General features: G+C 34.3%; 12 protein-coding genes, 1 pseudogene and 1 other annotated feature. All 13 genes and pseudogenes read right to left on the bottom strand.

From position 1 onward, the window contains the following. Window positions 1–680: 680 nt before the first annotated feature. The 13 genes and pseudogenes from RT41_RS02850 to RT41_RS02790 all read right to left on the bottom strand — a co-directional run bounded on the left by RT41_RS02850 (window position 681) and on the right by RT41_RS02790 (window position 15,112). Window positions 681–1,382 carry an LrgB family protein gene (locus RT41_RS02850; RefSeq protein WP_096817304.1) on the bottom strand — a complete coding sequence of 234 codons (702 nt, stop codon included), beginning with the start codon at window positions 1,380–1,382 and terminating at the stop codon, window positions 681–683. Between the two features lie 100 nt (window positions 1,383–1,482). After that, window positions 1,483–1,842, bottom strand: a pseudogene (locus RT41_RS02845) (CidA/LrgA family protein); the annotation flags it as partial. A gap of 1,590 nt (window positions 1,843–3,432) precedes the next feature. Next, on the bottom strand, window positions 3,433–3,750 hold the full coding sequence (gene trxA, locus RT41_RS02840; RefSeq protein ID WP_096817300.1) for a thioredoxin: 318 nt from the start codon (window positions 3,748–3,750) through the stop codon (window positions 3,433–3,435). A 42-nt stretch (window positions 3,751–3,792) separates the two neighbouring features. Further along, window positions 3,793–4,080 carry a rhodanese-like domain-containing protein gene (locus RT41_RS02835; protein ID WP_054639190.1) on the bottom strand — a complete coding sequence of 96 codons (288 nt, stop codon included), beginning with the start codon at window positions 4,078–4,080 and terminating at the stop codon, window positions 3,793–3,795. A 400-nt stretch (window positions 4,081–4,480) separates the two neighbouring features. Then, complete coding sequence (locus RT41_RS02830; protein WP_096817298.1) at window positions 4,481–5,719, bottom strand: MFS transporter; 1,239 nt, start codon at window positions 5,717–5,719, stop codon at window positions 4,481–4,483. A gap of 787 nt (window positions 5,720–6,506) precedes the next feature. Further along, entirely contained in the window at window positions 6,507–6,872 is a 366-nt protein-coding gene (gene rplL, locus RT41_RS02825) for a 50S ribosomal protein L7/L12 (protein ID WP_054639193.1), read from the bottom strand. Between the two features lie 106 nt (window positions 6,873–6,978). After that, window positions 6,979–7,488, bottom strand: a complete 510-nt coding sequence (gene rplJ / locus RT41_RS02820; RefSeq protein WP_054639194.1) for a 50S ribosomal protein L10 — start codon at window positions 7,486–7,488, stop codon at window positions 6,979–6,981. 31 nt (window positions 7,489–7,519) lie between these two features. Continuing rightward, window positions 7,520–7,647, bottom strand: a sequence feature (ribosomal protein L10 leader region). A gap of 947 nt (window positions 7,648–8,594) precedes the next feature. Beyond that, window positions 8,595–9,302, bottom strand: a complete 708-nt coding sequence (locus RT41_RS02815; protein WP_096817296.1) for a VOC family protein — start codon at window positions 9,300–9,302, stop codon at window positions 8,595–8,597. Window positions 9,303–9,444: 142 nt separating this feature from the next. Then, the gene (locus RT41_RS02810; RefSeq protein WP_096817294.1) at window positions 9,445–10,686 is read right to left on the bottom strand and encodes a tetratricopeptide repeat protein; all 1,242 of its coding nucleotides are present in this window, start codon (window positions 10,684–10,686) and stop codon (window positions 9,445–9,447) included. Window positions 10,687–10,714: 28 nt separating this feature from the next. Then, window positions 10,715–11,896, bottom strand: a complete 1,182-nt coding sequence (locus RT41_RS02805; RefSeq protein ID WP_054639197.1) for an AI-2E family transporter — start codon at window positions 11,894–11,896, stop codon at window positions 10,715–10,717. An 841-nt stretch (window positions 11,897–12,737) separates the two neighbouring features. Then, window positions 12,738–13,355, bottom strand: a complete 618-nt coding sequence (locus RT41_RS02800) for a class I SAM-dependent methyltransferase (protein ID WP_054639198.1) — start codon at window positions 13,353–13,355, stop codon at window positions 12,738–12,740. A gap of 29 nt (window positions 13,356–13,384) precedes the next feature. Continuing rightward, entirely contained in the window at window positions 13,385–14,776 is a 1,392-nt protein-coding gene (gene rlmD, locus RT41_RS02795) for a 23S rRNA (uracil(1939)-C(5))-methyltransferase RlmD (RefSeq protein WP_096817291.1), read from the bottom strand. Between the two features lie 51 nt (window positions 14,777–14,827). Further along, window positions 14,828–15,112: a hypothetical protein gene (locus tag RT41_RS02790; RefSeq protein ID WP_054639200.1), complete on the bottom strand. Its 285-nt coding sequence runs from the start codon at window positions 15,110–15,112 to the stop codon at window positions 14,828–14,830. Window positions 15,113–15,161 lie beyond the last annotated feature (49 nt).

Below are 15,161 nucleotides of genomic sequence, written 5' to 3'. Positions count from 1 at the left end.
TCTAAGATTTAAGGATAACATCAATCCTATTTATCATTATCAAATAAATCATTTTGATATTGATTAAGCAATTTTCTAAAACAATACAAAACAAAAAGTCGATAGTTTTTTTCAATCGGCTCTTTATTTTATAAATTTTTTGTATTTTATTACTGCCCACTAAATTTCTTGATCCATTCATATGCACTGTTACAACATCGTTTAATTATTTTTCCAAATTTGAATGAAATAAATCACTACTACTTCATTCTTTTTTTCAAAATATTTGTGATCCTTATCTGTTCTACGCACTACGTAACATTACTCAAATTTTCAAAAAGTGTGGGTGAAAATGTGGGTAGAAAATGAAAATTATCGCTCATATTTGCTATTTCACGGTGATTTAATCAAAAAATCAAACTACAAAAATCAAATAAAATGCAACACCTCGAAGGATCCAAACACTTGGTACTACTAGCTAAAAAGTATTATCATCTTTTTTCTCTTTATTTTTTCAATAGAAGATTTGATAATTGTAAATTCCAAGCTCTGAATGTACTGTGTATTTTTCTTGTTCTTCCAAGCATATTTGAAGTACTTCCCAAATCACACGATTAAAAATTGTTCAACCGAGCGTTCATTCTTAATTCCTTCTCTATCAATGTTGGACAAATAAAAAAGCTGAGCAAAGACTCAGCTTTTTAATAACCTAGAATTATTTTTGCAACAAGGGGGACAATGATGACGTACATGACCCCCGTAATCCCGATACTAAGTGCAGCCATTGCGCCTTGAACTTTCCCCAGTCCAATCGCAGTTCCAGTTCCAATTGCGTGACCTGTTCCACCTAAGGCAATCCCTTGTGCAACAGGGTCTTTTATTTTAAACAAAGCCAGTAATTGGGCACCAATGACACTTGTTAAAATTCCAGTTGCTACAACCACTACGACGGTGATTTGTTCGACACCATGCATTTTATCAGAAATGCCCATTGCCATTGCTGTTGTAACTGATTTTGGGAAAATTGATAAACTTGCCAATCGACTCAGACCAAAAAATTTGGCTGCAAGAGCCGTAAGAGTGGTGTTGATGATTGTGGCACAGGTGATAGAAATGATAATACTCCGTGCATGATGTTTCATCAGATGAAAAGTTTTATATAAGGGAAGCGCAAGGGCAACAGTACTCGGCCCAATCAAATCATTCAGAATCGAGCCTCCTCCATAATAATTTTTATAAGGAACATGAGTAAAAGATAAGACTAAAATAATAATAACCGTTGATAATAGTAAAGGATTGGTCCAAGGTTTTTGGACGTTTTCATTGATCCTTACTGTAACCATGAAGACAAGTAGCGTTAAAACGAGGCCAAATAAGGGATCTGCTGTGATTTCATTCCACATGAATCTTATCTCCTTTCTTAGCTTGAGTTTGCCATTTATTCTTGTTTCTTGAATGCTGATTGATGACATCAAGGGCAATTTTTTGAGAAATCAAATCAGGAGAAATATAATCCCCTTCAAATTTGACTTTCAGCCATTGAACGAGGGTGCCGAGAACAAAAATGTTAACAATTAGAGCACAAACGACGATCAGTAAAATTTGAATCCAAAAATGAGAAATAAGCCCCCATTTTGCCATTATACCTACGCCTGCAGGCAAAAATAAAATGGTCATGTTGTTGATTAAAAAACTCCCAACCGTATCGATGTCTTGAATTTTTAACAGTTTAAATTGCAGTGCTAAAAATAAAAAAATCATTCCAATAATTGAGCCCGGAAAAGGCAGATTAAAGAGGCTAGAGATCAGATTTCCTATGTAGGAAAAGCCCAAGATAAGTAATAATTGCAGATAAATTTTCATAATGTGTAACCCTATTCGTTTATTTCACTATTTTTCATTTTACTCTTTGATGCAAGAATTTACAACTCTTACTTTTTTAATAGAATTCCCATAAATTAAATTCCTTATTCTTAATGGCGTACATCTGATACATTTCCTTCATAAATCATTTAAATCTGTAACGACATTTAGTGAAAATTTCTTGAGCCTTTGATTTCGGCGCTCACGTGTTCAATGAAATACGAAGTGTTGACTTGACTTGTTTCACTTGCTTTTTCTCTTCAATGAATGGGTATTTTCAGCTTACCTTTGTGGGATTTTACGATGCCGATGAAACACAGAACTTGTAATAATCAGACACTGAATGGCCTTGTACAAATCCACTAATCGTGCTTCAAAGACTAGCTAGTTAGCTTGAAATCATATGAATATTCCAAGTCAAAAGCACGACCGATGATTCAAATTAAATACCACTTATTTTTTATTTCTGATAAAGTCTATTAAAAGAGCGAGAGAAAGGGGAGCTTGCAGTCAGTTCCAGTAACTTTTTTACAAATTGGAGCCAACTTAATTACTTAATATTGCAATCAGATTTTCAGGGAAGAAATCTTTATTATTATCCCCATCTTTGAACATTAGGATCAAAGGCGAAAATTCATTATGTGAGACCCTGCTTGATTCACTGAAAACATTTACCCTTTTAGTTTTGTGAGGGCTACGCAGTATATTCCTCATGAATTCCTGCCTGTCATAGTATAAAAAGTGGCCCTATTGCTCAAGTCATAATGATCAGTACGTTCTTTTACGTCTTATATAAAATTAAATATTTCATTTTGAAATTAATAAGTTCTTTTTTCTTTAATACTAAAATTTTTCATAGCAAAAAGCCAATAGTTAGATATCCATCAGCTCTTTTTTTATAAATATATTTGGACCGTTATTCATTGTATTGGGTATGGTTGATTTCTCAAGTGAACAATAAATGATGCTTTATTCCTGAAGTTAGAGGGCAATAAGCGGTAAATAAATGCCTCACTAATTGAGAACGATTTTTTCTTTTTAATAGGCTCGATGAAATTATTAAAGTCCAATTAATTGTTCTCTGATTCATTTCAATATCGGAGCTAAAAAGACTTTTTGATTCTTGGTATTGACTTTCATTATCCAAATACTGAGGGACGATTTCAGATTTACTCGAAATATAATTGGAAATCTTTTTGAACAACAATTGATTAATATTGCTCATTAATGGTCACTCACTTAACTTTTTTGCCCTTAGAAAATATTCCCTCCTATTCATTTTCCACTTCAATCAACTTAAAAAGGAATTAAAATAATAATTCAAGGACTCTGATGAATCTCGTTTAATTTATCGCTCTTAAAAAAACGATCAAAACTCAATTTCTTCTTGTTTTACATCCCCCTTGACTAATGAGCCTAACGTCTTCATCACTCGATCTTTCAAGGATAAAAGGACCTAAATAATTAACCGTTATGAATTAGTTTTTAGAGGGGACGAAGTTTCATACCACTTAGTTTCTGGCAAAAAAATTCTTATCAGCAATCTGTTTATTGATTTTAAAAAAAGCCAGCACATGCAGCTGGCTTTTTTTATTTGTTTAGTTCTTTAATGATTTCTAATAGTTGACCTTTTGAGCGAACACCGACAACTTCTTTAACAACTTTTCCATCTTTTTTGAACATTAAAGTTGGGATGCTCATAATATTATATTTAAAAGCAGTTGCTTGGTTCTCATCAACATTGAGTTTGCATACTTTTAATTGGCTCTCTGGCAATAATTCTGACAGTTCCTTTAAAACTGGTGCTTGCATACGACATGGACCACACCAAGCTGCCCAGAAGTCAATTATTACAAGTCCGTTGCTTGTTTCAACATCAAAATTTTGATCTGTAAGTGTATATTCCATTTCTTCTCCTTAATACCCTCATCGGTATATTCATATTTAATATTATTTTTTTAATTCCAGTGGAAATGCATCGGTTCCATCTTCAACATTGATGACATCGATTCCCAAGAGATCGAATAAAGTACACGCATTCATCGACCGCTCGCCCGATTGACATATTATATAATCTCCATGATTAACTTCGGCCATTCGTTCCATCAGTTCACTCATTGGTATATTGATGGCATTTGGAACATGTCCTTTTGAATATTCGAAGTTTTCTCGAATATCAATGATTCTACCATTCAACGCCGTAATTTTAGAAAGTTCTTCTGCACTAATTGATCTCATTCATTACTCCTTTAATCATTATATACCATATGGGGTATTTTTTCAATTAATCAAACTTAATGATGCTTATGGTTTATAAGTAAATTTAGGAGCCTATTTATTCATTTTATTAGACAATCAATGATCAGGCTTTATTTCATCCCCCATTACTAATTGAAAAATATTTGGTAAAGGGATTTAAGGCAAGTCAGATCAAATAAAAAAATACTAAGCCTTACGAATGACAACTTAGTATTTTTCTACTGATTTCTATTTATGAAACTCATGTAAGTATCTTTTCATAAATGATCCTACAAAAGATCTTCAATAAGAATGAAGGTAAACTCATACTCATTATCTCTGTACCTTGCTAATAATGAACCACTCATTATAAAATTCTTATGTTGACTGGTTATTAATCTCAAACTTTATAATGCTTCAGTTTTCTATTTTCTAAAAATAAAATTATTAATGAGGCAAGACCCAAAATCGCTAGCCAAGCAAAAAAACAAAACGTAATTTGTGTAAAACTAAGCAAACGAGTTAGACGACCTGAAACAAATGTCACGAGCCCCGCTCCTCCATAAGCAATTAGAAAAATGAAAGAAAGTAATCCTGCTCTTTCAAAGGGTTTTGCTTTTTTTAGAAACTTTTGAAGAGCACTTGAATAACCGATCCCTTGTCCAATCCCAGCACCTACAATAGAAATAGAGCAAAGGGGGATTGATTTAATATATAATGATAGAACCAAACTTCCGACAAATCCCACATACATTAAGACACCAACAAGTTCTCCTAAATTTCGATTTTCAAAACGCTCTCCTAGACTAATTCCAACCGCATTGCAAACCATATAAGTGAGTAAAATCAATGCAGCGGTCAATGACCCCGATTGATGGTAAATTTCACCTGCAATTAATGAGCTATAAGATTGGAAATAACCACCCATTGCCCAGCTCATGATTAATATTATACTTGAAGCAAGTGCAATAGGACGTGTTTTTTGGGGGATGAGTATTCGAGGTTTTAAGACATCCCAAAAACCTTTCGTCCTATGATGAAGCGTTTCAGCGCCAAAAATCAAACCAATCACACTAAAGAACAAGAAAATAAGCATGATCCAATAAACATTATGGGCTTGTGAGGCGTTGATTTGTTCTAAACTACCCGAAAGTAATGCCCCAACAGCAATTCCTAAATACATCATCGAACCTGTTATGATATTTACAAGCCCTTTTTTCTGGTATATTCCGCTTTCGATGACTAACAATGATAAAACATTAGCCGCTAAACCACAAGCCAGGCCAAGAATAAAACGCGCCAAGATAATAAACCCTGATGTTTTAATGTTTAACATTAATATCATGGCTGCAGAACCTAAAAATATGGCTAAATATCCAATAGGTTTTCTCCCGATAATATTCGCTTCACGAGAAAGGAAAAGCAAAGCAACTGCACAGCCTAAGAAATAAAAAACAGTGGCCAGCGTTATTTCTGCCGTAGTCAGTCCTATGAGTTTTTCGTAAATATTATAAAGTGGAACCATACTCACGGATGCAGCAAACAATCCAATATACGCCAAAGAAGAAAAGATGAATGTTATATTCATTTTTCTTTTTGCTCTGACATCTATTTCCATAAATTTTTCAGATTTCATCATGAGTATATCATAACACAGATTTCATAAGATGGTGTTTATTTAATACATTGAACTGTTCGAAAACTAAATTTAGCCATAAACGTTGACTATTTTTTCTGTTTGTTTTTAAATTCCATTGGGATCACTTAACTTTCATTACAAAAATTAATAGTTTTGAATCAAAAAAACCAATTCGCTAATCTTTACTGCAAGATGTGATAGGATCACAACTAAAGTTATCAATCCCACAAGTGAAGCATCACTTATTGGAAAACGAAGTTAAAAAGTAAAAAAATGAAGAATGAAATCTATGACAATTAAAGTTACCTTTTAAACTTCCCAAGCTTACTTTTCCTATTTTGTTCATTTCATCCAGTTATCTTTGAATTTTGCAATCGCATGTTTTATTATTTTATTGATCGTTTATGTGAGTGAACCTCCTTTAATAAGCGAGCAAACCTTAGGGAATATATGATGCAGTAATATCAAAAGTTAGCATTAAAATATTTAGTGAGATTTGTAGGATAATTAAAATTACAGTGCGTTGGTATTGTCTCATTGCATAAATGTCGCAATAAGACTTTCAAAATTTCCAATTTACAAATTCTAATGATCAATGGAGTAAAGATTGAGCAACCGCTCGAGAAATTGATAAGTCACTGAGCCCATAAATCCATTCACTCAAAATTGTCCAATTTAGTGAATCAAACTGAGAAATATATAAAAAACCTACCAAATAGTTTGGTAGGTTTTTTGCGAAAGAAAATTGTTTCCACTTTCCTTTCACTTCTTAATTGGACTTAAATAATCACTTAAGTTCTACTGAAGCGCCAGCTTCTTCCAATTTAGCTTTGATTTCTTCAGCTTCTGCAGTTGCAACGCCTTCTTTGATTGGAGCTGGAGCACCATCAACGACTGCTTTAGCTTCTTTAAGTCCAAGACCAGTGATTTCGCGAACGACTTTGATAACGCCGATTTTCTTGTCGCCAGCTGATGTAAGGATAACGTCAAAGCTATCTTTAGCTGCTGCTTCACCAGCACCTGCTGCTGCTACTGCTACTGGAGCTGCTGCTGTTACGTCAAATTTTTCTTCGATTGCTTTTACAAGTTCAGAAAGTTCAAGGATTGTTGCTGTTTCAAGTTCAGCAACGATGTTTTCAATGTTCAATGCCATTTTGATATTCTCCTATTAGAAATTTAGTTTGCGTAAATCCGCCGATTTAATTGCAGTGGAAAAATCCACTTTTGAATCAATTCTACATTAGACAGCGTAAACTGAATTATGCTGCTGATTCTTCTTTTTCTGCAACAGCTTTGACTGCGAGAGCCACGTTGCGGACAGGTGCTTGAAGCACTGAGAGAAGCATAGATAGAAGTCCTTCGCGGCTTGGAAGTGCGGCAATTGCGGCAATTTCTGCTTGTGAAGATACTTTACCTTCGATGATACCACCTTTAACTTCAAGGTTTTCTGCTGTTTTAGCAAAGTCGCTCAAAATTTTTGCAGGTGCTACTACATCTTCGTTTGAGAAAGCCACTGCTGAAGGACCAGAAAATTCCATTCCTTCAAAACCAGCTTTTTCAGCTGCACGACGCAATATTGAATTTTTAACTACTTTAAATTCAACACCAGCTTCACGCAAGTTCTTACGAAGTTGAGTATCTTGTTCTACTGTCAATCCACGAGAATCGGCAACAACAACAGATGCAGCATCAGAAAATTTCTTAGCATAAACATCAACCAACTCAGCTTTAGCAGCAATTGTTGATTCATTTACTTTGTATTCGCTCATTTTTTTTACCTCCATTTTATTTTGTCGTAGAATTTTCAAATAAAAAACCCTACGGCCAAAAGACATAGAGAGTTCAATCATTTCTTAAAATGTTTGCCCTCGGTAGGATAATTATGACTCAAGGTCCCCCACTGTCTTCGGTCTGTTCATTACGAACATTGACAATTATAGCATAATGATTTTGCTATTGCAAGTCTAATATCTTGTTTAAGTTACTTTTTTCCAAATTTCATGAAAATCGATAAGTGTTTGACAATATGTTTGGTTATGCTTCACTTCTAATATGTGAGTTTAGTTAACTTATTTCCTTGAAATTTGTCAGGATGACAAGCAATAACTTGAGAAAAGGTTTAATTTTAAGTAATTATTATTAATTTACCATTCTGTTTTTATGAATATAAAAATAATGAATTTAAGAATGGCCAACTGCGCAGTCTTTTATTGCCCCATATTCGATCTAAATATAAATAAATCATGATGCGTTTAAATAATTAAAAAGAGCAAACCTTTTAATTTATTTTTATTAATTCTTGCGCTATTATATGATATATCAAGTAATCTTTCACTCCTATATTTAATTCCGATAAACACAAAGTTAAAGGCTGTCAAAAAGTTACTGCACTATAGGAGATAAATGCAATATCCTCATTTTACTTTATTCTCATACAAATATTATAATCATACAAATATTTTTTGCTCGGTTTACTCATGATTTCATAGCTTTTATCTTGGTTAATTCTTCATTCTGTTTTACCGATTGACCATAAATATCTGCATCCTAATTCATTTATTCTCATGCGCTATTTAGTCGTTTCCACTATTTTACTAACTGCACTTTTCTTATCAAAGTTCCATCGCTCCTTTAACTATGCACTCATTTTACTCGATCCAAGTTTATTAGTATATGATTCGAATTTATTCCTACTTAATGTTTACCTCTTATTAATGAAATATATAAACATATTAATTCCCTTCTATACCCAAAAATACATGGTTTGCGCTGAACGGTCATTTGAACTGTTCAGGAGAATTGAAGATTTAATTTCTCATCTACAAATTGCACCTAAATAAAAAGTCCTGTCACTAGTGACAGGACTTTTTAAAAATCATTTTGTTGAACGATTTGGTTTCATCACAACAAAAAATGCACCTTGAGGATCGCGTAACATGGCAAAATCCCCATATGGGGTATTCTGAGTTACAGCTTCTATTTTGGCACCCAACCCTTCTGCTTTTTTTGCAAATGCTTCTACATCCTCAACATCAAATGTAACTGACCACTGTGATTGATTATTGAAATAAGAAGGAAAATCAGGTCCCGTAAAAACGCCGATCATTTGATCAACAGTCAAATAAGTCATTTCTGGAGATTCGACTTCTTTATGTGGTTCCCAGCCAAAAACCCTGGTATAAAATTCTACTGTTTCATCGAATGCTTTGTTTATTTCAAGTTCATACCAACAAATTCCGCCTACTTCATTTAAAGCATCATTCATACCTGTACCCTCGACAATGCCAAAAGGAGTCCCCGCAGGGTCACTTGCGACTGTAAAAAGACCTCCTGGCATTTCTGTCGCGGGCATATAAATCTGCCCGCCATGGGCTTTCACATCTTCGATGGTTTGCTCAATTCGGTCTGTTTCTATATAGGTCAGCCATTGTGTTGGCTGATAAGGGTTCATTTTCCCTGATAATCCACCAATCGATTGACTTGTCCAACCGAATAATTCAGTATAAAATTTGATTGCTGCGCGAGTATCATCAGCTGCAACTTCTACCCATGCAGGCAGTCCTTTTTTGTGCAAGGTAACCATGTCTTTCTCCTTTTTAAAAACGTCTCGTTTTCGCTTACATTCTATCCTTACAACCTTAAACTTTCCTAAATATAAGAACTAATTTCCTAGAAATTAACATAAATTAGCAGTTTTACTATAAAAAAATATTTTTCAAAAAAACTTACTCTTGGAGTAAGTTTCTCATTTCTTCATCATCAGGAACTAAAAGTAGATATTGTTCAATAATTGGTCGTGCAGCTTTGATATGGCCAATCTCCCGCAAATATTCTGAATAATCCTTTAAGAATTCAGGATTTTCTGACAAGGTTGATTCTAAAAGTGCTTGGTATTCTTCACTGGCCTGATCGTCATTTTCCAATTCACGATAAGACTGGGCGAAAAGCCACTGGGCTAATAAATGTTCGTCCTCCAAAAGTGGTTTCAGATTTACAACTGCTTCAAAATCTTCGTCATTATAATAAAGATTGGCGAGTAAAAAGACTGTTTCATCGTGGAGTTCAGGTAAATCAAGAGCTTCCATTAATTCTTGCTCAGCTCCTTCGACGTCTTTTAATTGATATTTTAAGCGGGAAATAAAATGGAGCAAAGGGACCGAATGGGGATTTTTTTTCTTCCCTTGTTGAGCAATTTTTAGTGCTTCCTGATTTTGTCCATCTTCATGGAGGGCTTGTGCATAGGCCAGTTCATAATTTAAATAGTCATCATCTGCCTTATCCAACTTTTTAAAAGCAGAAATGGCACGCGATAAATTACCAATTTCAGCATAAAGAATCGCAATCTTATATTGGGTATCTGCTTTTGCATCAAACCCATAAGATTTTTCTAAAAACGAAATGGCATTTTCAAAATTACCGAGTTGAGCGTATGATTCACCAATCCGTTCATAAATTGAGACTTTTGTGTGATGTAAGATTTTCCGCTCAGATAATTTTGCATACTCCGTAATGGCACGTTGATAATCTGCATTTGCAAACAGACTTTCTGCCAAAGCAAAAGTGACCAACGGGTCATCCGATAAGTCCACTGCTTCTTCTAATTTAGATATTGCAGTTTCAAAATCATTATCAAATTGGTAGAGGTCAGCAATTTTAACCAAAGCAGCCACATAATTATCATCATCAGTGGGGATCCGGTAAAGGTAATCGAGGGCTTTTTCTATCTCCCCATCATCTTCTGCAATTTCAGCCAAGTTAATCAATATTGCCGTAGATTCTGGGTTTTTTGCTAAGATTTGTTCATAAACTTGACGGCTCTCACCATCAAAGCCCATCATTTGCAAATATTCAGCCAAGTCAACCAACAACTCTTCTGAATCAAACTTCAGGGCATTTTTAAGACTTTCTTGCATGCGAATAAAATCACCTTGATGAAGAAAATCTACTGTTTCTTGTGAATATGACATGTTTACCTTTTTCTAATTCTTCTAACTCTTATTTCACTTCATCGTTTTCAATTACCTCAGACAGTTTTTGGTCGGGATAAAGTTCTGAAATTTGACGATACCAATCATATATATGAACGACTACAACTTTTACTGCGGCATAGAGCGGGATTCCTAATAAAACACCCCAAATGCCCCAAATTTTACCTGATGTCAACAGAACAAACAGAACAGTAATCGGATGAATGGATAGTGACTTCCCTAAAACTAAAGGAGAAATCAACCTTCCTTCAATCGTTTGTTCAATGGTAAAGACAATGATGACCTTAACCAACATAAGGGGACCACCTGTTGCTATTGCAATAACCAAAGCTGGAACAAGTGCTAAATAGAATCCTAAGAAAGGAATCAAATTGAAGAACCCCGCCATAATTGCTAATGCCACTGCATATTTTAAACCAATCAAGGGCAGTCCAATAATGAACATCACACCTACAGAAAATGCAACGATTACTTGCCCACGAACATAGTTTGATAATTGGCTGTTAATTTCATGTAAAATTTTAGCTGTATCTTTCCGCCAATCGTTAGGTAATAAACGAGTTACGTAACCATTCAATTGTTGCCCATCTTTTAAAAGGTAGAAGAGAACAAAAGGAAAAATAATGATACTGATGATGAAACCAGTCGTTTTACCAATAAAGTCAGTAAGTGAATTCACCGCACTCGCTGAAAAGTTTTTCGACCAGTCAATTAACTGATTCCCGATAGAATCAGCAAATTTGTCGACTTGGGGTTTAAATTGGTCAAACCTTGGGTTTCTAAGTATGGAATTCACTTCATTTTGAGCGTCATTGACATAAGAAGGTACCGCTGTAGCAAATGATTCAATTCCATTTGCAATATTTGGAATTGCGACCACAAGTCCCCAAACAATCAGCGCTGCAATTATCACGAAAAGAATAATGATTGAGGTAATTCTTGAGATGTGATACTTTTCAGCATAGTCAACAATAGGGTTTAATAGATAGTAAAAGACAGCAGCCAAAACTAATGGCAGACCAATAATCGCCAAAAAGTCATTGATTGGTTTAAAGATAAAACTGACTTGACTTAGTAAAAAAACATTGAGCAAGAGCAACAAAATAATCGATAGAAATGTGACTATTTTATTGTTAATAAACCATTTTGCGAAAATGGTCGCGTAAAATGGTTTTGGTTCATTTTTCATAGGGTAAATCCTCTCTTGAAATTCATCATTTCATAAACGATTGACTTTTTCATTATAACATATTCTGAAACCGATTTTAGGTTTCCTTTCAGCTGTTCATCAATTTTTTTATATGTTAACACCTTTGGATTTAGTATCAATCATCGTTTACTCTCTCAAGTCTGAAAAAATAAGGATTGGAATTAATCTAACAAAAAAAGTCTAACTCATTAAATTCTAGTTTCTCTACACAAATTCACGAGACACTATGATCATCAATTCAAAATTTCTTGCAGCGAGTTTCTCAAAAATCGTTTATTTTACCAATCCTATCATGCTTTATAAACAAAAAATCTTATGCCTGTTAATCTAAAATTTTTTGACTGGAATCATGATCACTACTGCTTCGCAATATAAGTTCAAGATTCAATCACAATAGCATGACATTTCGAAATCCAAAGTTTCATGCTTTAATGACGAGGATTGATGCTTCATAATATAAAACTTCAAGCTTTACAAACATTGATCTATTGCATGACATTCAAAACTTTCATGTTTCCTTTTTTAAATTTTTTAACTTACCATTATTGAATAATATCTTTAGTCTTTTAATGGCTCTAGCACATGGGAAACCATTAAGAATTAGAGCATCAAAATACAGAAGTCAATGACCTGCTGAGTTATAATTTTAATTTATGATTTCCATGTTAAGATTTCACTTCTGACTTTTCAGATTTGGGGCATGCTATAAAAGTAATTCTTACTCTTAAGCTTCAAGTATAATGTTCACAAGTTTTTTTATAATATTACAATGCTCAATTAATCGATCGAACAAAACACTATGAAATGAAAAAGCCACGTTTCAACGTAGTTTTTTAAGTTCATAATATTGGATTTGAAGTTGATTTTTGTGAACGACAACTTCAAAATTTGTAGCTCTAAATAAATCGAGCAATTCTTTTTGACCGTATACTTTGACATCCCCTTCAGTTGACTTTTTCTCAATGTAACGATTATAGATTTTTCGAACATCATAAAAAGGGATTCTAATTTCAGCAATCACTAACCGACCATTTTCCTTCAAAGCACGTTTAGCTTCACGTAGGAATAACTCTGGATCAGGGAAGTGATGAAAACTCGCTGAGCATATAATCACATCAAATGATTGACTTGGAAATGGAAGATGTTGGGCTGATCCTACAATAAAATCGAATTCAGGGTGTCTTTTACGGGCAATGTTCACCATCTCAGGCGAAATATCGAGACCAGTTCCTTGAATCGTTGACTTTTTATTCAACTGATCAAGAAGTGTGCCGTTGGCACAACCGATATCAAGGACCTTTGCATTATTTTCAATTGATAAATTCGTCCCAATATACTTCTTGAAAAAACTCGATAAAAATCCGTCCCAAGAATGGTCAAAACGATTCGCAATCTTATCATAATATTTCTTCGATTCAAGTTCATGATTATGACTCATTTAATAACCTCACAATTTAGTATACTATTTTACATTATATTATTCTTTTCGACATTTGTAAACTTACCAACCAATTCAATGTGATGCGTTTGCGGAAATAAATCTACAGGACGGACACGTTCCAATTGATAACCATTTTGTTCAAAACGAATAACATCTCGAGCAAAAGTTGCTGGGTTGCAGGAAATATAAATGACTGATCTTGCCCCAACTTTTGTCGCAGTTTCAATGAAACGTTCATCGAGACCTTTTCGAGGGGGATCAACGAAAATCACATCTGGTTTTATTCCATCTTCAAGCCATTGTGGCATAATTTCCTCGGCCGCGCCAACTTCATATTTTACATTATTGAAGTGGTTTAAATCAGCATTTCTTATTGCATTTGTCACAGCCGCGGGAATAACTTCCATCCCATAGACGCGAGCAACTTGATCAGCAACCGACAAACCAATCGTCCCAATACCAGAATATGCATCAATGATTGTATCTTCTTGCTTCAATTCTGCAAATTCATAGGCCGTTTGATAGAGCTTTTCAGCTTGGGATGTATTTACTTGATAGAATGAAGGAGCTGATATTTCGTAAGTCTTACCCAACATTGTATCTTTAATTGTGTCTGAGCCATAAATCGTGACATATTTCTTTCCCAGAATGAAAGAGCCATCTGTTTTATTGATGTTAAGTTGAATTGACTTTAATTCAGGAAACTTTTCAATCAGTTCCGCCAAAAATTCTTTTTGAGGGAACGGAAACTTGGCATTTGTAACAACAAAAACAAGCATTATCTCATGGCTATGGTAAGCCCGACGAATCACTAAGTTTCGAAGCCACCCCTTACGCGTTTGTTCATTGTAGGCAATTTTACTCGCTTGTCCAAAAGCTCTCAACCCATCACGAATAGTGTTAACCAAGTTATCAATAATTGGGTCTTGAATATAGAAATCAGAAATTGGAACGAGTTGATGGGAATTCTTTCGATAAAAACCCGTTTCGATTTGACCGTTAATTTCACGAACGGGAACTTGTGCTTTATTTCGATAAGCTTTCGTTTGCTCAGCAGGAAGAATAGGCTCAACAGGAAAATTTTCCTTGTGAGCTGTCTTATGGAGTAATTCCACAACTTGTTTTTGTTTGTACTCAAGTTGCTGTTCATATTGGAGATGCCCGAAATCCGCAATTCCTGTCCGCAAATAATCAAGGTTAATTTCATTCATTCGAAATGGAGACTGTTTAATCAAACGTTCTAATCGACCAAAACCAAAGTTTTTACCAACCTTAGTAACGCGAACTTCGATTTGTTCGCCAGGTAGAGCATTCTCCACAAATAAAGGGAAGCCACCAATTTTGACGACTCCTTGACCTTCATGAGTCAAGTCCACTACATCACTAGTAAAGACCATATTCTTTTTTAATTCATTCATGAACTTATTTTATCATATTTTAAGGTAAAAAACAGTGGCCCGAGTGGCCAATTAAAATGAGCGTTTCGGTCTCATTGTGTCGGAATATACACTTGCATTTACAACTTTAATAATAATTTTTTTATGATTTTTAGCGTGCTGACCATAAGTAATCATTAGCCAGGCAGTGACAAATAATACAATACATAATTTTGCTAATAAATTTGAAATGATGCTTTCACCAGTAGTGAATAAATACATGGATGTAATTGCAGAGACAATTGCCGCCAATAATAAAAGCAAACCTAAATTTTCAAATTTGAATCGTTTTTTTATTTTAACATCCTGTAATTTCATGGCAAGCTCCTTTGATTAATTATATTTTATCGATTTTTTCTATATTATA

It is taken from the genome of Lactococcus fujiensis JCM 16395 (genome assembly GCF_002441655.1).
GTDB classification, from domain to species: Bacteria; Bacillota; Bacilli; order Lactobacillales; family Streptococcaceae; genus Lactococcus; species Lactococcus fujiensis.
The sequence above is the reverse complement of the archived record's forward strand: the minus strand, read 5'-3'. Positions and strand labels throughout refer to the sequence as shown.

Excerpts from the sequence above, each read along its gene's own strand:
- RT41_RS02850 (WP_096817304.1), bottom strand. The coding sequence starts at position 1,382 with ATGTGGAATGAAATCACAGCAGATCCCTTATTTGGCCTCGTTTTAACG.
- trxA (WP_096817300.1), bottom strand. The coding sequence starts at position 3,750 with ATGGAATATACACTTACAGATCAAAATTTTGATGTTGAAACAAGCAAC.
- RT41_RS02835 (WP_054639190.1), bottom strand. The coding sequence starts at position 4,080 with ATGAGATCAATTAGTGCAGAAGAACTTTCTAAAATTACGGCGTTGAAT.
- RT41_RS02830 (WP_096817298.1), bottom strand. The coding sequence starts at position 5,719 with ATGATGAAATCTGAAAAATTTATGGAAATAGATGTCAGAGCAAAAAGA.
- rplL (WP_054639193.1), bottom strand. The coding sequence starts at position 6,872 with ATGGCATTGAACATTGAAAACATCGTTGCTGAACTTGAAACAGCAACA.
- rplJ (WP_054639194.1), bottom strand. The coding sequence starts at position 7,488 with ATGAGCGAATACAAAGTAAATGAATCAACAATTGCTGCTAAAGCTGAG.
- RT41_RS02815 (WP_096817296.1), bottom strand. The coding sequence starts at position 9,302 with ATGGTTACCTTGCACAAAAAAGGACTGCCTGCATGGGTAGAAGTTGCA.
- RT41_RS02810 (WP_096817294.1), bottom strand. The coding sequence starts at position 10,686 with ATGTCATATTCACAAGAAACAGTAGATTTTCTTCATCAAGGTGATTTT.
- RT41_RS02805 (WP_054639197.1), bottom strand. The coding sequence starts at position 11,896 with ATGAAAAATGAACCAAAACCATTTTACGCGACCATTTTCGCAAAATGG.
- RT41_RS02800 (WP_054639198.1), bottom strand. The coding sequence starts at position 13,355 with ATGAGTCATAATCATGAACTTGAATCGAAGAAATATTATGATAAGATT.
- rlmD (WP_096817291.1), bottom strand. The coding sequence starts at position 14,776 with ATGAATGAATTAAAAAAGAATATGGTCTTTACTAGTGATGTAGTGGAC.
- RT41_RS02790 (WP_054639200.1), bottom strand. The coding sequence starts at position 15,112 with ATGAAATTACAGGATGTTAAAATAAAAAAACGATTCAAATTTGAAAAT.